The sequence below is a fragment of the Nocardioides sp. TRM66260-LWL genome, from assembly GCF_020075545.1.
Lineage (GTDB): Bacteria > Actinomycetota > Actinomycetes > Propionibacteriales > Nocardioidaceae > Nocardioides.
In genome coordinates this window covers 41,301-57,827 of the sequence record NZ_JAIQZK010000007.1, presented here as the reverse complement: position 1 = coordinate 57,827, position 16,527 = coordinate 41,301, and the positions used below count along the sequence as shown (strand labels likewise).

13 protein-coding genes are annotated in these 16,527 nt (G+C 74.5%); 9 read left to right on the top strand and 4 right to left on the bottom strand.

Annotation, left to right across the window (positions count from 1 at the left end):
- Positions 1 to 189 precede the first annotated feature (189 nt).
- The 5 genes from leuS (at position 190) to holA (ending at position 8,359) form a co-directional block, all read left to right on the top strand.
- Positions 190 to 2,676, top strand: a complete 2,487-nt coding sequence (leuS, locus tag K8Z61_RS15420) for a leucine--tRNA ligase (RefSeq protein WP_224130806.1) — start codon at positions 190 to 192, stop codon at positions 2,674 to 2,676.
- Positions 2,673 to 3,611 carry a DegV family protein gene (locus K8Z61_RS15415; RefSeq protein WP_224130804.1) on the top strand — a complete coding sequence of 313 codons (939 nt, stop codon included), beginning with the start codon at positions 2,673 to 2,675 and terminating at the stop codon, positions 3,609 to 3,611. The genes leuS and K8Z61_RS15415 overlap by 4 nt, the downstream gene beginning before the upstream one ends.
- Positions 3,612 to 3,715: 104 nt before the next feature.
- Positions 3,716 to 4,897, top strand: a complete 1,182-nt coding sequence (locus K8Z61_RS15410) for a ComEA family DNA-binding protein (RefSeq protein ID WP_224130803.1) — start codon at positions 3,716 to 3,718, stop codon at positions 4,895 to 4,897.
- Positions 4,894 to 7,293 (top strand): ComEC/Rec2 family competence protein, encoded by a 2,400-nt coding sequence (locus K8Z61_RS15405; RefSeq protein WP_224130801.1) that lies wholly within the window; start codon positions 4,894 to 4,896, stop codon positions 7,291 to 7,293. Before K8Z61_RS15410 ends, K8Z61_RS15405 begins: the two co-directional genes overlap by 4 nt.
- 64 nt (positions 7,294 to 7,357) lie before the next feature.
- A complete protein-coding gene (gene holA / locus K8Z61_RS15400) occupies positions 7,358 to 8,359 on the top strand; it encodes a DNA polymerase III subunit delta (protein WP_224130800.1) in 1,002 nt (333 codons plus the stop codon).
- A gap of 59 nt (positions 8,360 to 8,418) precedes the next feature.
- On the opposite strand, the gene rpsT is transcribed toward holA, so the two are convergent.
- Both rpsT and K8Z61_RS15390 read right to left on the bottom strand, forming a co-directional pair.
- On the bottom strand, positions 8,419 to 8,679 hold the full coding sequence (gene rpsT, locus K8Z61_RS15395; protein ID WP_224130798.1) for a 30S ribosomal protein S20: 261 nt from the start codon (positions 8,677 to 8,679) through the stop codon (positions 8,419 to 8,421).
- A gap of 161 nt (positions 8,680 to 8,840) precedes the next feature.
- Entirely contained in the window at positions 8,841 to 9,845 is a 1,005-nt protein-coding gene (locus tag K8Z61_RS15390; RefSeq protein ID WP_224130797.1) for a phosphotransferase, read from the bottom strand.
- 154 nt (positions 9,846 to 9,999) lie between these two features.
- Here K8Z61_RS15390 and lepA point away from each other — a divergent pair, with 154 nt between their 5' ends.
- Positions 10,000 to 11,886 (top strand): translation elongation factor 4, encoded by a 1,887-nt coding sequence (lepA, locus tag K8Z61_RS15385; RefSeq protein ID WP_224130796.1) that lies wholly within the window; start codon positions 10,000 to 10,002, stop codon positions 11,884 to 11,886.
- Positions 11,886 to 12,794, top strand: coding sequence for an aminoglycoside phosphotransferase family protein (locus K8Z61_RS15380; protein WP_224130794.1), 909 nt, complete (start codon positions 11,886 to 11,888; stop codon positions 12,792 to 12,794). Before lepA ends, K8Z61_RS15380 begins: the two co-directional genes overlap by 1 nt.
- A 140-nt stretch (positions 12,795 to 12,934) precedes the next feature.
- On the opposite strand, the gene K8Z61_RS15375 is transcribed toward K8Z61_RS15380, so the two are convergent.
- Both K8Z61_RS15375 and K8Z61_RS15370 read right to left on the bottom strand, forming a co-directional pair.
- Positions 12,935 to 13,240 carry a transcriptional regulator gene (locus tag K8Z61_RS15375; RefSeq protein ID WP_224130792.1) on the bottom strand — a complete coding sequence of 102 codons (306 nt, stop codon included), beginning with the start codon at positions 13,238 to 13,240 and terminating at the stop codon, positions 12,935 to 12,937.
- Positions 13,237 to 13,707, bottom strand: a complete 471-nt coding sequence (locus K8Z61_RS15370; protein ID WP_224130791.1) for a hypothetical protein — start codon at positions 13,705 to 13,707, stop codon at positions 13,237 to 13,239. The genes K8Z61_RS15375 and K8Z61_RS15370 overlap by 4 nt, the downstream gene beginning before the upstream one ends.
- A 175-nt stretch (positions 13,708 to 13,882) precedes the next feature.
- On the opposite strand from K8Z61_RS15370, the gene K8Z61_RS15365 reads away from it, so the two are divergent.
- Together K8Z61_RS15365 and K8Z61_RS15360 are read left to right on the top strand one after the other, a co-directional pair.
- Positions 13,883 to 14,572 (top strand): MOSC domain-containing protein, encoded by a 690-nt coding sequence (locus K8Z61_RS15365; RefSeq protein WP_224130790.1) that lies wholly within the window; start codon positions 13,883 to 13,885, stop codon positions 14,570 to 14,572.
- Positions 14,573 to 14,619: 47 nt separating this feature from the next.
- On the top strand, positions 14,620 to 16,449 hold the full coding sequence (locus tag K8Z61_RS15360; protein WP_224130789.1) for a long-chain fatty acid--CoA ligase: 1,830 nt from the start codon (positions 14,620 to 14,622) through the stop codon (positions 16,447 to 16,449).
- Positions 16,450 to 16,527 lie beyond the last annotated feature (78 nt).

The window sequence follows — 16,527 nt, the reverse complement described above, 5'->3', positions numbered from 1 at the left end:
GGGCAGGGCGGGGCACGGCGCCGGGGAGCGGTCGGCGCGCGCGGAGCGGTAACATGCGCCCGTGGCCCGGACCCTGCTCCTTCTCCAGCCGCGTCGCCCGCGCTGACCAGCGCACACGACGCGGCCGCCCCTCTGCCCGAGGGGCTTTTTCATGTCCGGGACCCGACGACCACCGCGAGAGAGATGACGATGAGCGAGACGCACGCCAGCGAGGGGTACGACGTCAAGGCCGCCGAGGAGCGGTGGCTGCCGGTGTGGCAGCGGCTCGAGCCGTTCCGCGCCGACGACGCCGCCGTGCTCTCCGGCGAGCGCGAGAAGCGGTACGCCCTGACGATGTTCCCCTACCCCAGCGGCGACCTGCACATGGGTCACGCCGAGGTCTTCGCGCTGCACGACGTCATCGCGCGCTACTGGTGGCAGCGCGGCTACGAGGTGCTCAACCCGATGGGCTGGGACTCCTTCGGCCTGCCGGCCGAGAACGCCGCCATCCGCAACGACGAGCACCCGGCCACCTACACCTACGCCAACATCGAGACCCAGCTGGCCTCGATGCAGCGCTACGGCGTCAGCTTCGACTGGACCCGGCGCCTGCACACCTCCGACCCCGCGTACTACCGCTGGACGCAGTGGCTCTTCCTGCAGCTGCACGCCCGCGGCCTGGCCTACCGCAAGAACAGCCCGGTCAACTGGTGCCCGCAGGACCAGACCGTGCTGGCCAACGAGCAGGTGCTCGGCGACGGCACGTGCGAGCGCTGCGGCGCGGAGGTCACCAAGCGCGAGCTGACCCAGTGGTACTTCCGCACCACCGCCTACGCCCAGGAGCTGCACGACTGCCTCGAGGAGCTGCAGGCCACCTGGATCGGCAAGGTCGTCAACGCCCAGCGCAACTGGATCGGCCGCTCCGAGGGCGCGCACGTGACGTTCGCGATCGACGGCGTCGACCACGAGCCGGTCACCGTGTTCACCACGCGTCCCGACACGCTGTGGGGCGCGACGTTCATGGTGGTGGCGGCCGACGCGCCGCTGGCCGCGTCGCTGGTCTCCGAGGAGCAGCGCGGGGCCCTGGAGGCCTACCGCGAGGAGGTCCGCAAGGCCTCCGACATCGACCGCCTGGCCACCGACCGGCCCAAGACCGGCGTCTTCCTGGGCGTCCACGCGATCAACCCGGTCGACGGCGAGCGCCTGCCGGTCTGGGCCAGCGACTACGTGCTGGCCGACTACGGCACCGGCGCGATCATGGCCGTGCCGGCCCACGACCAGCGCGACCTCGACTTCGCCCGGGCGATGGACCTGCCGGTGCGGCGCGTCGTCGACACCGGCGAGGACGACCCCGCGGTCTCCGGCGTGGCCACGACCGGCGCGGGCACGTACGTCTCCTCCGGCCCGCTGGACGGCCTGACCGACAAGGCCGCTGGCATCCGGGCGGCGATCGAGCTGCTCGAGGAGCGCTCCGCCGGCACCGGCACGGTCAACTTCCGGCTGCGCGACTGGCTGCTCAGCCGGCAGCGCTACTGGGGCGCGCCGATCCCGATCGTCCACTGCCCCGCCTGCGGCGAGGTGCCCGTGCCGGACGACCAGCTGCCCGTCGAGCTGCCCGAGCTGCGGGGCGCCGACCTCAAGCCCAAGGGCACCTCGCCGCTGGGCGCGGCGCGCGCGTGGGTCGAGGTGGCCTGCCCGGCCTGCGGCGGCCCGGCCGAGCGCGACACCGACACCATGGACACCTTCGTCGACTCGTCCTGGTACTTCCTGCGCTACCTCTCGCCGAACGACGACACCCAGGCGTTCGACCCCGCCCTGGCGAAGGCGTGGGGCCCGATCGACCTCTACATCGGCGGCGACGAGCACGCGGTGCTGCACCTGCTGTACGCGCGGTTCTTCACCAAGGTGCTGCGCGACGCCGGCCTGATCGACTGGGACGAGCCGTTCTCCGCCTACCTGTCCCAGGGCAAGGTGATCAACAACGGCCGGAAGATGAGCAAGTCGCTCGGCAACGGCGTCAACCTGGGCGCGCAGCTGGAGGAGTTCGGCGTCGACGCCGTGCGTCTGACGCTGGTCTTCGCCTCGCCGCCCGAGGACGACATCGACTGGGCCGACGTCTCCCCGGCCGGCTCGCTGCGCTTCCTGCAGCGGGCGTGGCGGCTGGCCGGCGACGTCGCCTCGGAGCCGGGCGCCGACCAGGCCGGCGGCGACGTCGCGCTGCGCCGCGTCACCCACCGCACCGTGCACGACGCCGCGCAGCTGGTGGAGGGCTACCGGTTCAACGTGCTGGTGGCGCGCACGATGGAGCTGGTCAACGCCACCCGCAAGGCCATCGACTCCGGCTGCGGCCCGGCCGACCCGGCCGTCCGCGAGGCCGCCGAGTCCGTCGCCGTGCTCCTCTCGCTGGTCGCGCCGTACACCGCCGAGGAGATGTGGGCGCGGCTCGGCCACGAGCCGACCGTCGCCCGCGCCGGCTGGCCGGTGGTCGACGAGGCGCTGCTGGTGGAGGAGTCGGTGACGGCCGTCGTCCAGATCGCCGGGAAGGTGAAGGCGCGCCTCGAGGTCGCGCCCGACATCGCCGAGGCCGACCTGGAGGCACTGGCGCTGGCCGACCCCGACGTCGTCCGCGCGATCGACGGCCGCCCCGTGCGCAAGGTCATCGTGCGCGCCCCCAAGCTGGTCAACGTGGTGGTGTGACGCCGGTGGTCGCCGCGCGCGTCGCGCTCGTCACCGACTCCACCGCGATGCTCCCGCCCGAGGTGGCGGCCGCGGCGGGGATCGCCGTCGTCCCCCTGCAGGTGGTGATCGGCGCCGAGGTGCACGACGAGGGCTCGCCCGAGGCGACGCCCGAGGTCGTCGCGGCGGCGCTGCGGGAGTGGACGCCGGTCTCGACGTCGCGCCCCGCGCCGGAGGCGATCGCGGCGGTCTACGAGCGGCTCGCCGGGGCCGGTGCCGAGGCGATCGTCTCGGTGCACCTCTCCGGGCAGATGAGCGGGACGCTGGAGTCCGCGCGGCTGGCGGCCTCGCGGTCCCGCGTGCCGGTGACGGTGGTCGACACCGCGCAGGTCGGCGTGGCCACCGGCTACGCCGCGCTGAGCGGCGCTGCCGTCGCGGCCGCCGGCGGCTCGGCGGAGGCCGTCGCCGCGGCGGTGCGCGCCCGGGCCGCGGCCTGCACCTCGCTGCTCTACGTCGACACCCTGGAGTACCTGCGCCGGGGCGGACGGATCGGCGCCGCGGCAGCGCTGTTCGGCGGGGCGCTGGCGGTCAAGCCGCTGCTGCGGATCGACGACGGGAAGGTCGTGCCCCTCGAGCGGGTGCGCACCACCGGCCGGGCGCTCGCGCGCCTCGAGGAGCTGGCGGTGGAGGCGGTCGAGGGCGCCGACGGGCAGTCTGGGCAGCCCGGGCAGTCTGGGCAGCGCGTGCAACGCGTCGAGGTGACGGTGGCGCACCTGGCGAACGCCGAGCGCGCGGCGTCGCTGGCCGAGCGGCTCGCGGAGCGGCTGGGCGCACGACTCGCGGGCGAGGTGGCGTTCGGCGAGCTGGGCGCGGTGCTCGGTGCCCACGTGGGGCCCGGGATGATCGCGCTCTGCGTGGCGCCGGTGCTCGACGACGCGGACCCCTCGGGGGACTGAGCCCGCGGGCCGGTCGACGTCCACAGGGCCGGTGGCGACAGGCTCGTCCCCAGATGCGCTGGCGACCCTGCCGGCAGATCCGCGCCGCTGCCTAGCGTGCCGGCATGCGCTCGCGTGCCCCCGAACCCCCTGACGACGCCGTCGCCCGTCGCCTCGAGCTGCTGCGCGCCGAGCTCGCGCGCGCTGTCCGCGGCGAGGAGCAGCCCGTGCTCGAGGCCGCCGGTGCCGCCGGTGCGGCGCGGCCTGTCCGGAGCGGCGCGGAGGCCCCCGTGGCCGAGCCGACGGGCGGCACGGACGATCCCGGTGAGGACTGGTGGGCCGGGCACACCCGGCTCGCGCCCCGGCGTCTGCTGCCGGGGCTGGAGGGCGCGGACGCGGCGCTCGCCGCCGCGGCGGTCGACGACGGCGCGGTGCGCGCGTCCGAGGTCGCCGACGACGAGTGGACCGTCCCGATGCCCGGACGCCACGCCTCCGCGCGCCGGGGTCCGGCGGCCCGGGGGAGGGAGGCCGTCCGCGACGCCTGGCAGGCGGGCCCGGCCGGTCGGCTGGCCCGTGGCGGCCTGCTGGCCCCCGGCCCGGTCGCGGTCGTCGCCGGGCTGGTCTGCCTCGGCCTGGCCTGGGCGTGCTGGTCGATGGTCCGGGCCCGGCCGGTGCCGGTGTCGGCGCCGATCCCCGCCGCGGCACAGCAGATCCCGGCGCCTGGGCCGAGTGACCCCGGCGGTGGGTCCGGGGCGCGCGCGGACGCGACCCCGCCCGTGGCGTCCGGTGCCTCTGCTCCGCCGGCTCCGTCAGCGCCGTCGGGAGCCGGCGCGGCGACGCCCGCGGGCACCGTCACGGTCGACGTGGCCGGCCGGGTGCGGCGTCCGGGCATCGCCGTCCTGCCCGCCGGATCCCGCGTGGTCGACGCGGTGGAGGCCGCGGGCGGACCGCGGGCGGGCGTCGACCTCAGCCCGATCAACCTCGCCCGCGTGCTCGTCGACGGCGAGCAGATCGTCGTCGGCCCGCCGCCCAAAGGCGCCGGGCCCGCCGCGGGAGCCGCGGGAGCCGGCGCGCCGGCCGGCTCCGGGGCGTCCGGGCCGGGGGCGTCCGCGGCGGGCGTGGTCAACCTCAACACCGCGACCGCCCAGCAGCTCGAGGTGCTCCCGCGGGTGGGGCCGGTGATGGCGCAGGCGATCGTCGCGTGGCGGGAGCAGCACGGCGGCTTCACCGCGATCGACGAGCTGCTCGAGGTCGATGGCATCGGCGACGCGACCCTCGCGCAGATCGCGCCGCTGGTCACCCTGTGAGCCCGAGGACGGCCCGGGAGGTCGCGCGGGTCCCGCCGGGAGCGCCGCGAGCGCCGGTCGGCACGCCGCATCCCACGGCGGCGCTCGACGCGCGGATGGCGGCGGTGGCCCTGGCCACCTGGGTCGGCGCGCTGCTGGGAGCGGCCGTCGTGCAGGGCGGCTCGATCGGACGTCTGGCGGGCGGCCTGGGTCTGGCCGGGCTGCTCCTCGGGGTGGGCGGCGCGATCCTCGGCGTCCGGCGCGGCGCGCTCTCCCGCGCCGCGGCCGCGGTGCTGGCGCTCGTCGTCGCCGGCGCGGCCGTCGTGGCCCTGGCGCACGGCGATCCGGTGCGGCACGGTCCCGTCGGCGCCCTCGCGGCCGACCGCGCCTCCGTGGAGCTGCTGCTGGAGGTCACCGACGACCCCCGTCGCGTCGACGGTCGCTTCGAGGACCTCACCGTCGTGCGCGCCCGCGTCGTCGCGATCACCGCCCGCGGACGCTCCTGGCGTCTGCGGGCGCCGGTCGTCGTCCTCGGCGACGACTCCTGGGCGCGCGTCCCGTTGGGAGCCACCGTCGCCGCTCGGGGGCGACTCGCGCCCGCGGACGGCGACGTCGCCGCGGTGGTCGACCCCCGCGGACCCCCGGACCTGAGGACCCCTCCGGACGTGTGGTGGCGCGTGGCGGCCCGGGTGCGCGCCGGGCTGCGGGCCGCGGTCGCCGACCAGCCCGCCGAGCAGGCGGCGCTCGTCCCCGCACTGGTGTCGGGCGACGACGGAGGCGTCTCCGAGGACCTCGCCGACGACTTCCGCACCACCGGGCTGACCCATCTCCTCGCGGTCTCCGGCACGAACCTGACCCTCGTGCTCGCCGCCCTGCTCGGCGTCGGCCGGTGGTGCGGGGTGCGGGGACGCTGGGGCCTGGTGCTGGCCGCGCTCGGCATCGTCGGGTTCGTCCTGGTCGCCCGCACCGAGCCGAGCGTCCTGCGGGCCGCGGTCATGGGCGCGGTCGCGCTGCTGTCCTTCGGCGGGGACGGTCGCCGGCGCGGTCTGCGGGCGCTCAGCGTGGCCGGCGTCGTCCTGCTGCTCCTCGAGCCGACCCTCGCGACCTCCGCGGGGTTCGCGCTGTCGGTGTCGGCCACGGCCGGCATCCTCGTGCTGGCACCCCGGTGGCGCGACGCCCTGGCCCGATGGCTCCCCGGGCCGGCGGCCGACGCGGTCGCGGTGCCGGTCGCCGCCCAGCTGGCCTGCACGCCGCTGGTCGCCGGGCTCTCCGGGCAGGTCAGCCTGATCGCGGTCGTCGCGAACCTGCTCGCCGCCCCGGCGGTCGCGCCGGCGACGATCCTGGGCCTGGTCGGCGGGCTGATCGCCGTCGTCGAGGTCGACGTCGGTCGGCTCGTCGCGCTGCCCGCGGCGTGGAGCGTCGGCTGGATCGTCACGGTGGCCAGGTCCTGCGCGGACGTCCCGCTGCCGGCGATCGGCTGGGGCACCGGCGTCGTCGCCCTGCTCGCGCTGACGCTCGGCTCGGCGCTGCTGGCGGTGCGCGGGCCCTGGCTGGTCGCGCGACCCGCGCGGGCGCTGCTGCTCGCCGGCCTGCTGCTCCTCGTCATGCTGGTGCGGCTGCCGACGCCGGGCTGGCCGCCCGCCCACTGGCGGCTGGTCGCGTGCGACGTGGGCCAGGGGGACGCGCTGGTGCTCGCCACCGGGCGGCCCGGCGAGGCGGTCGTGCTCGACGCCGGTCCGGAGCCGGCTCTCGTCGACCGCTGCCTGCAGCGGCTGGGCGTCTCCACGGTGCCCCTGGTCGTCCTCACCCACTACCACGCGGACCACGTGGACGGCCTCGCCGGCGTGCTCGCGGGTCGGTCGGTGGGAGCCGTGCTCGTCACGACGCTGCAGGACCCGCCGGGCGGCGTGGCGGACGTGGGCGCCCTCGCCGCTGCCCGCGGCATTCCGGTGCGGGCGCTGACCCGCGGGCCCGCCTTCACGGTGGGCGACGTGAGCCTGGAGCCTCTCTGGCCCGAGCCCGGTCCGTCGCACCCGGGGCCGGGCGACGGCAGCACCGCGAACGCGGGCAGCGTCGTGCTGCTGGTGCGGGTCGACGGTCTGCGGCTGATGCTCACGGGCGATCTCGAGCCGGACGGCCAGGCCGCCCTCGCGCGGGAGCGTCCCGATCTGCGTGCCGACGTGCTCAAGCTGCCGCACCACGGCAGCCGGCACCAGGACCTCGGCTGGCTCGACTCGCTCGGAGCTCGGGTGGTGCTGGTCAGCGTGGGGGCGGACAACGACTACGGGCACCCGAACGGTCCGCTGCTCGACCACCTGCGTCGCTCCGCGCGGGTCCTGCGCACGGACCTCGACGGCGACCTCGCGGTCGTCACCGACGACGGGCGGCTCTCCACGGCCACCCGCCGGGGCCCGTGACCCCCCAGACGCCCGTGACGCCCCGTGCCGCGCTGTCGGCGGGCTGTGTCAGGCTGCTCGCACCATGGCAGCACCCGCGCGCACCTCCGGCCCCCAGATCGGCGACCTGCTCGGTCACGTCGTCCTCGTCACCGGCAAGGAGGAGCTCTTCAACGAGCGCTCCGTCCAGACGGTGCGCTCGGTCGTGCGCGCCTACGACGCGGAGGCCGAGCTGGCCGACACGGGCGCCGCCGACCTCAGCCTGGCCACGCTCGGCGAGCTCGCGGCGCCGTCGCTGTTCTCGACCACCCGCTGCGTGGTCGTCCGCTCGCTCGAGCAGCTGCCCGACGGGTCGGTCGCGGGGCTGCTCGACTACGCCGCCGCGCCGGTCGAGGACGTCGCCCTCGTGCTCGTGCACAACGGCGGGCCCAAGGGCTCGGGCACGCTGAACAGGCTGCGCAAGCTCCCGGCCGTCGCCGAGTGGCGCTCGGAGGAGCTCAAGCCGAGCGAGCTGCCGACGTTCGTCGCCGCCGAGGTGCGGCGGCACGGCGGACGCATGGAGCCCGACGCCGCCGCCCAGCTCGTGCAGGCGATCGGGCAGGACCTCCGTGCGCTCGCCGCGGCCGCCGACCAGCTCGCCCACGACTTCCCGGGCGAGCCGCTCACCGCGGAGAAGGTGCAGCGCTACTTCGGCGGTCGCGCCGAGGCCAAGTCGTTCGCGGTGGCCGACGCCGCCTTCGCGGGGCAGCGTCAGCGCGCCCTGGAGGAGCTGCGCTGGACCCTCGACAACGGCACGGCCGCGGTGCTCGTCACGTCGGCGTTCGCCGGCAGCGCGCGGGGGCTGGCGCGGCTGAGCGGCGCCTCCCGCGGTCAGCGCGACGCCGATCTCGCCCGCGACGTCGGCGTCCCGCCCTGGAAGCTGCGCTCGCTGCGCGAGCAGCTGCGGGGATGGAGCCCGGAGGGCCTGGCCGCCGCCGTCCGCGCGGTCGCGCGCGCCGACGCCGACATCAAGGGCGCGGCCAGCGACCCCGCCTACACCCTCGAGCGGCTCGTCCTGTCCATCGCCGGCCTGCGCGAGCGTCGCTGAGACGCGGAACGGCCCGCCGGCGAGGCCGGCGGGCCGTTCGGAGCGTGTGGCTCAGGGGGTCAGAGCGACGCGGCCTTCTTGGCGATGGCCGACTTGCGGTTGGCCGCCTGGTTCTTGTGGATGACGCCCTTGGACGCGGCCTTGTCGAGCTTGCGCGAGGCCTCCCGCGCGTAGACGACGGCGTTGTCCTTGTCCCCGGCCTCGGCAGCCTCGCGGAACTTGCGGACGGCGGACTTCAGGCCGGTCTTGACGGCCTTGTTGCGCTCGTGACGCTTCTCGTTCTGCTTGTTGCGCTTGATCTGGGACTTGATGTTCGCCACTGAGATGCCTTCGGATCGTCGGATGCGGTGTCTGCTGACGTGCTGCGCTGCTGGGGTGCGGCTCCGGCCGAGCGCGTCGACCGGGGGTCGAGGGGCCGAGCCACGTCTGCGCAGGCAGCGTCCGCGCGACGCATGAGGTTAACAGCGCGACTCCGGACGCCTCAAATCGAGTCGACCGACCAGCCCCGGCGCACCCGGAGCCAGTCTGCCAGCTGCCCGGCCTGGCGGCGCTGGGCGGCCCGCACCCACGGCGAGGTCGTCGGCACCGGGCCGGCGCCCGCCGTCGTCAGGCAGCCCAGCAGCAGGGCGAGCAGGGCGTCGACGTCGTCGGCCGCGACGCCGGCGGTGAGCGGGTGCTCGGCGAGCCGGGCCTCGAGCGCCGCGGCCGGCAGGTCGTCGCGAGCGGCGGCGAGGAGCGTCACGGCGTCGACCCAGGCGGCCCCGCGCACCGGCCACGTCCAGTCGCACAGCAGCGTGCGCCCGTCATCGGCCAGCAGGACGTTGTCGCCGCGCAGGTCGAGGTGGACGAGGTGGTCGCCGGCCGCGGCGTCGAGGGCGTGCGCGGCCAGCTCGGCGCAGGGACCGGCGTGCGGCAGGTCCACGGCGGGGGAGCGGCGCCAGAGGGCGGGCCAGGCGGCGCACTCCTCGGCCAGCGTCGGCTGGTCGGCGGGGACGACCCGCGCGGCCGTCACCGTGGCGAGCGCGTCGAGGGCGCGGTCGAGGTCGGGGAGCGTCCACGGCTCGCCGGGCAGCCGGTGCGGCACGTGCTCGAGGCCGAGCAGCACCCAGCCCTCGGCGTCGGCGTCGTCGAGGCCCTCGACGCCCAGCGTCCAGCGCAGGGCGGGGGCTGGGACGCCGCTGCCGGCGAGGGCGCGGAGGGTGCGGGCCTCGGCGCGGTAGGACTCGGCGAACGGTCCCTGGGCGGGTCCGGAGGCGGCCTTGACGAAGTGCCGCGACCCGTCGAGGCAGGTCAGGACGCTCGCCATGCCCGGGGTGAACCCGGCGTCGCACGAGACGGCGTCGACGACCGGCGAGCCGCAGCGGCCCTCGACCTGTGCGCGCACGCCCGGCGGCAGGAAGTGCCACTGGATCCGGCGGGCCGTGCGACCGAGGCTCCCGGGCGCGCCGAGCGGCGGCGGGACGGGGGCGGGAGAGGTCGCGGACACCGTCGTACTGTCCCGCGTCGGGCGCGCGGCGCCCGCCATCTGCGACGGCGCGTCGCCGGGTTCGCCCGGCCTCGGTCGGGATGGGAGGATGGGCCCGCGTCCCCGGACGCGCACCCGCACCGCCGCCACCCGAGCGAGAGACCCGAGACCCTCCGTGCCCGCAGTTCCGAGCAACGCCGTCCCGCAGCCGGGTCGCACCGACCCGTCGGTGATCCGCAACTTCTGCATCATCGCCCACATTGACCACGGCAAGTCGACGCTGGCCGACCGCATGCTGCAGCTCACCGGCGTCGTCGACGAGCGCAGCGCTCGCGCCCAGTACCTCGACCGCATGGACATCGAGCGCGAGCGCGGCATCACGATCAAGAGCCAGGCGGTGCGCATGCCGTGGCGCGTCGGCGCCGACAACGAGCGCGGGGCTGCGCCCGGCGACTACGTGCTCAACATGATCGACACCCCAGGGCACGTCGACTTCACCTACGAGGTGTCGCGCTCGCTCGAGGCGTGCGAGGCCGCGATCCTGCTCGTCGACGCCGCGCAGGGGATCGAGGCGCAGACGCTCGCGAACCTCTACCTCGCGATGGGCGCCGACCTGCACATCATCCCGGTGCTCAACAAGATCGACCTCCCGAGCGCCAACCCGGAGAAGTACGCCGCCGAGCTGGCCGGTCTGGTCGGCTGCGAGCCCGAGGACGTCCTGCGGGTCAGCGCCAAGACCGGCCTGGGCGTCGAGGAGCTGCTCGACCACGTCGTCGCGCAGACCCCGCCGCCGGTCGGTCGCGCGGACGCCCCCGCGCGGGCGCTGATCTTCGACTCCGTCTACGACACCTATCGCGGCGTCGTCACCTACGTGCGCGTGGTCGACGGCCGGCTCAACCACCGCGACCGGATCAAGATGATGTCGACCAACGCCACCCACGAGATGCTCGAGATCGGCGTGATCAGCCCCGAGCAGGTCAAGGCGGGCGAGCTCGGCGTCGGCGAGGTCGGCTACCTGATCACCGGCGTGAAGGACGTGCGGCAGTCGCGCGTGGGCGACACCGTCACCACCCAGCACGGCGGCGCCACCGAGATGCTCGGCGGCTACAAGCACCCCAACCCGATGGTCTACGCGGGCCTCTACCCGATCGACGGCGACCAGTTCGGCGACCTGCGCGAGGCGCTGGAGAAGCTGCAGCTCAACGACGCCGCGCTGACCTACGAGCCCGAGACGTCCGGCGCGCTCGGCTTCGGCTTCCGCTGCGGCTTCCTCGGCCTGCTGCACATGGAGATCACCCGCGACCGGCTCGAGCGCGAGTTCGGCCTCGACCTCATCTCCACCGCGCCGAACGTCGTCTACGACGTCGTCATGGAGGACGGCACGGCGCACGTCGTCACCAACCCGTCGGAGTTCCCCGAGGGCAAGATCAACGAGGTGCGCGAGCCCGTCGTCCGGGCCACGATCCTCAGCCCGAGCGACTACATCGGCACGATCATGGAGCTGTGCCAGACCAAGCGCGGCGCGCTGCAGGGCATGGACTACCTCTCCGAGGATCGCGTCGAGATGCGCTACGTCCTGCCGATGGGCGAGATCGTCTTCGACTTCTTCGACCAGCTGAAGTCGCGCACCAAGGGCTACGCCTCGCTCGACTACGAGCGTGACGGCGACCAGGCCGCCGACCTCGTCAAGGTCGACATCCTGCTCCAGGGCGAGCCGGTCGACGCGTTCTCCGCGATCGTGCACAAGGACGCCGCGTACGGCTACGGCGTGATGATGGCCGGCAAGCTCAAGGAGCTCATCCCGAGGCAGCAGTTCGAGGTGCCGATCCAGGCCGCCATCGGCGCCCGGGTGATCGCCCGCGAGAACATCCGCGCCATCCGCAAGGACGTGCTCGCCAAGTGCTACGGCGGCGACATCAGCCGCAAGCGCAAGCTGCTGGAGAAGCAGAAGGAGGGCAAGAAGCGGATGAAGATGGTCGGCCGCGTCGAGGTCCCCCAGGAGGCCTTCGTGGCCGCGCTCTCCACCGGCGGCGGGGGCACGGAGAAGGCCGGCAAGAAGTAGTGCGGCTGCCCGCGTCGCTCCTGGCGCTCGGCGCCCGGGGGCCGTCGTGGGCGTCCTGGCTCGACCGCCTGCCGGCGCTGCTCCGCGACCTCGTCGCCGAGTGGGAGCTCGTCGTCGACGGGGACCCGAGGCACGGCAACACCGCGGTCGTCTTCCCGGTGCGCACGCGCGACCGGGTTGACGCCGTCCTGAAGGTCGGGTTCCTCGATGCGGAGTCCGAGCACGAGTCGCTGGCGATGCAGCACTGGCATGGACGTGGCGCGGCGACGCTGCTGCGCGCCGACCCGCGGCGCGGTGCGCTCCTGCTCGAGCGGCTCACCTCACGAGACCTCGTCGAGGAGTGGGACGTCGCGGCCTGCGAGATCGTGGGCGGGCTCTACGGCGCGCTCCACCGGCCGGCTCCGCCGCAGCTCCGCCTGCTGTCGGTGCTCTGTGAGGGCTGGGCCGCGCGGCTCGCGGCCCTGCCGCGCTCGGCGCCGCTGCCGCGCCGGATGGTCGAGCAGGCCGCGCACCTCGCGGCGTCCTTCGCCACCGACGCCGCCACCGACGGACGCCTGCTGCACGCCGACCTGCACTACGAGAACGTGCTCGCCGACGCCGCGGGCGAGTGGCGCGCGATCGATCCGAAGCCGCTCTCCGGCGACCCCCACTTCGAGCCTGCCCCGCTGCTCTGGAATCGCTACGACGAGCTGGCCGGCGACGTCCGCGACGGCGTCCGGCGTCGCTTCCACGCCGTCATCGACGCGGCTGGCCTGGACGAGGAGCGCGCCCGCGACTGGGTGGTGCTGCGGATGATGGTCAACGCGCTGTGGCGCCTGGAGGAGGACGCCGGCGGCGTCACCCCGGCGGCGTCGACCGGCTCCTGGCTGACGACGTGCGTCGCGGTCGCGAAGGCCGTCCAGGACTGAGGTCGGCGCCTCGCAGGTTTCCCCGGATATCCGGGGAAACCGGACGTTGTCAGGGGAAGTTTCCCCTGACAACGTCCAGTTCTCCCTGACCAGTGATGCGGAAGGGACGCGTGGGGCGAGCCGACGCGACCGCGCACGGCTCAGGTCGTCGCGGCCTCGTCCGCGGTGCCGAGGATGGCCTCGAGGGCCTCGCGGTGACGCCGGTAGGCGGCGCGTCCGGGGTCGGTGATCCGGAAGGACGTCACCGAGCCGCGCCCGCGGCCGCTGCGGCGCACCTCGACGTACCCGGCGGCCTCGAGCGCGCTCATCTGCTTGGACAGGTCGGAGTCGCTGATCGCGAGGCGCTCGCGCAGCGTGGGGAAGGTGGCCTGGGTCGACACGGCCAGGAGCGCCATCGCCGCCAGCCGCTTGGGCGCGTGGATGACGGGGTCGAGATCCGCGATCATGCCTCGACCTCGCGGCGCAGCCGATCGGCGATCGCGGCGTAGCGGTGCTCGTACCAGGCGACGACCAGGCCGGCGCCGAGCGCGGCGAGGGGCGCGGAGAGCGCGGGACCGACGGCGACGTCGGCGGCGAAGGCGGCCACGAGGACGGCGAGCTGGCCCGCCCAGAGGAGCCGGGCGAGTCGCGCCAGCGGACGCGGGGTCAGCCGGCGGTCGCGCGGCAGCGCTCCGTGGCGCCGGGCGTACCAGGAGAGGAACGCCAGCGCCGTCAGCGTCGGCGAGAGGACGACCAGCAGCTGCAGCGGCGCGGAGTCGAGGTGCACGTGCAGCACGCCGACGAGTGCCGCCGCCCATGCGGCCCACGCGAACGGGTACCAGGCGCCCAGGCGCGGGTAGTCGACGAACGGGGAGAGCTCGGCGCGGCGCATCTCGCGTCGGGCCTGCTCGAGATCGGTCCGAGAGGTTTCCATGTCGGAAAGCGTAAGCGATGGTTGCCGATCTGGAAAGCGATCAGGGGCCGACGGTTTCCCCGGATATCCGGGGAAACCGGACGTTGTCAGGGGAAGTTTCCCCTGACAACGTCCAGTTCTCCCTGACAAGCGGCGACGCCGTGCCGCACGCCTCGCCCCATGGGAGGATCGCCTCATGGCGCACGTGCTCTCCGTCAACGTCGGTCGGCCCCGCGAGGCCGACTGGGCGACGATCGGTCGCACGTCGATCGACAAGACGGCCGTCGAGGGTCCGGTCGCGGTGGGCGCGCTCGGCCTCGAGGGCGACGAGGTGTCGAACCGCAAGTACCACGGCGGTCCCGACCAGGCGGTCTACGCGTTCGCGGTCGAGGACCTGCGCTGGTGGGCGCAGGAGCTGGGCCGGGACGTGCCGCCGGGCACGTTCGCCGAGAACCTCACCACCGAGGGGATCGACGTCAACGAGGCGGAGGTCGGCGAGCGCTGGCGCATCGGCACGGCGCTGCTCGAGGTGCGCTCCGTGCGGACGCCCTGCAACGAGTTCAAGCGCTGGATGGGCCGCAGTGGCTACGACGACCGCGCGTGGGTCAGGCGGTTCGCCCGCGTGGGTCGGCCGGGGCCGTACCTGCGCGTCGTCGAGGAGGGCGAGCTGTGCGCGGGCGACCCCCTCGAGGTCGTCCACCGTCCGGGGCACGGCGTCACGGTCTCGACGCTCTACCGCGCCCTCAGCACCGACCGCACGCTGCTCCCGCGGCTGCTGGAGGTGCCCGACCTCGTGCCGGGGGCGCGACGGAAGGCCGAGGCCTACGTGGAGGCCCTGCGCAGCGGCGGCGAGGACGTCCTCCTGCCGGACGCCCCGACCCGCTGAGCGGACACGTGACCGGCCGGTAGGCCGCGTGACCTAAGTTACGTGCCATGGCGATCGTGCGAGACACCAGCTTCGTGGACCACCTCCCTCGGAACGTGGCCGTCCAGTTCCTCGACCGCGTGGCGACGAGCCCCGACGTGGAGGCCTTCCGCTTCCCGGTCGGCACGGCCTGGGAGTCGATCACCTGGCGTCAGGCGGGTCGCGAGGTCGAGCGGCTGGCCGCCGGCCTGCGCTCGCTCGGCCTCGAGGCCGAGGACCGCGTCGGCATCGCCGCCGGCACCCGCTACGAGTGGATCCTCGCCGACCTGGCGATCATGCTCGCCGGCGGCGCCACCACCACGGTCTACCCCTCCACCAACGCCGACGACGTCGCCTACATCCTCTCCGACTCCGGCAGCCGGGTCGTGTTCGCCGAGGACGCCGAGCAGGTCGCCAAGCTCGTCGAGTTCCGCGAGCAGCTCCCCGAGGTGCTGCGGGTCGTCACCTTCGAGAAGGTCGACGCCCCCGACGCGCCGGAGGGCTGGGTCACCGGCCTCGAGCAGCTCGCCGCCGAGGGCGACGCCTGGCTCGCCGAGCACCCCGGGCAGGTCGAGGAGACCGCCCGGGCGATCGCCCCCGACGCCCTGGCCACCCTGATCTACACCTCCGGCACCACCGGACGTCCCAAGGGCGTGCGGCTGCTGCACCGCTCCTGGGTCTACGAGGGCGAGGCCATCCGGGTGCAGGACATCCTCCACGAGGACGACCTGCAGTTCCTGTGGCTCCCGATGGCCCACGCGTTCGGCAAGGTGCTGCTCTCGGCCCAGCTGGCCTGCGGCTTCGCCACCGCGATCGACGGCCGTGTCGACAAGATCATCGACAACCTGGCCGTCGTCCGCCCGACCTTCATGGGCGCCGCGCCGCGCATCTTCGAGAAGGCCTACGGCCGCATCATCACGATGACCGAGAGCGAGGGCGGCGCGAAGCAGAAGATCTTCGAGCAGGCCTTCAAGGTCGGCACCGCCGTCGACGAGCTCCGGCGTGCCGGCAAGGCCGTGCCGCTGCCGCTGCGCGTCCAGCACGCGCTCTTCGACCGCCTGGTCTTCGCGAAGGTCCGCGAGCGGTTCGGCGGCCGGGTGAAGTTCTTCATCTCCGGCTCCGCGGCCCTCAACGCCGACATCGCCAACTGGTTCCACGCCGCGGGCATCCTCATCCTCGAGGGCTACGGCATGACCGAGAACGCCGCCGGCGCCGCGGTCAACCACCCGCAGGACTACAAGATCGGCACCGTCGGCCCCGCGCTGCCGGGCACCGAGATCCGCATCGGCGAGGGCGACGAGGTGCTCATCCGCGGGCCCCACGTCATGGCCGGCTACCACAACCTGCCCGAGGAGACCGCCAAGGCGCTCGACGCCGACGGCTGGCTGCACACCGGCGACAAGGGCAGCCTCGACGCCGACGGCCACCTGCGCATCACCGGTCGCATCAAGGACCTCTTCAAGACCTCCGGCGGCAAGTACATCGCCCCGCCGGCGATCGAGGCGAAGTTCAAGGCGATCTGCCCGCTGGTCAGCCAGTTCATGGTCTTCGGCAACGAGCGCAACTACTGCGTCGCGCTGATCACCATCGACCCCGACGCCGCCACCGCCTGGGCCGCGGAGAACGGCGTCACGGGCGACTACGCCGCGATCACCCGCGACGAGCGGCTGCGCGCCGAGATCGGCCGCTACGTCGAGGAGCTCAACTCCAAGCTCAACCGCTGGGAGACGATCAAGAAGTGGGAGATCCTCGACCACGACCTCTCGATCGAGTCCGGTGAGCTCACCCCGTCGCTGAAGGTCAAGCGCAACGTCGTCGAGCAGCGCAACAAGGAGCGCATCGACGCCTTCTACGCCTGACCGCACCACCCCTCCGCTCGACGACGGGGGCCGATCCGTGATGTGATCGGCCCCCGTCGTGCGTGTCGAACGCGAGTT

Coding starts and splice junctions, on each gene's coding strand:
- leuS (WP_224130806.1), top strand. CDS start 190: ATGAGCGAGACGCACGCCAGCGAGGGGTACGACGTCAAGGCCGCCGAG.
- K8Z61_RS15410 (WP_224130803.1), top strand. CDS start 3,716: ATGCGCTCGCGTGCCCCCGAACCCCCTGACGACGCCGTCGCCCGTCGC.
- holA (WP_224130800.1), top strand. CDS start 7,358: ATGGCAGCACCCGCGCGCACCTCCGGCCCCCAGATCGGCGACCTGCTC.
- K8Z61_RS15375 (WP_224130792.1), bottom strand. CDS start 13,240: ATGATCGCGGATCTCGACCCCGTCATCCACGCGCCCAAGCGGCTGGCG.
- K8Z61_RS15370 (WP_224130791.1), bottom strand. CDS start 13,707: ATGGAAACCTCTCGGACCGATCTCGAGCAGGCCCGACGCGAGATGCGC.
- K8Z61_RS15365 (WP_224130790.1), top strand. CDS start 13,883: ATGGCGCACGTGCTCTCCGTCAACGTCGGTCGGCCCCGCGAGGCCGAC.
- K8Z61_RS15360 (WP_224130789.1), top strand. CDS start 14,620: ATGGCGATCGTGCGAGACACCAGCTTCGTGGACCACCTCCCTCGGAAC.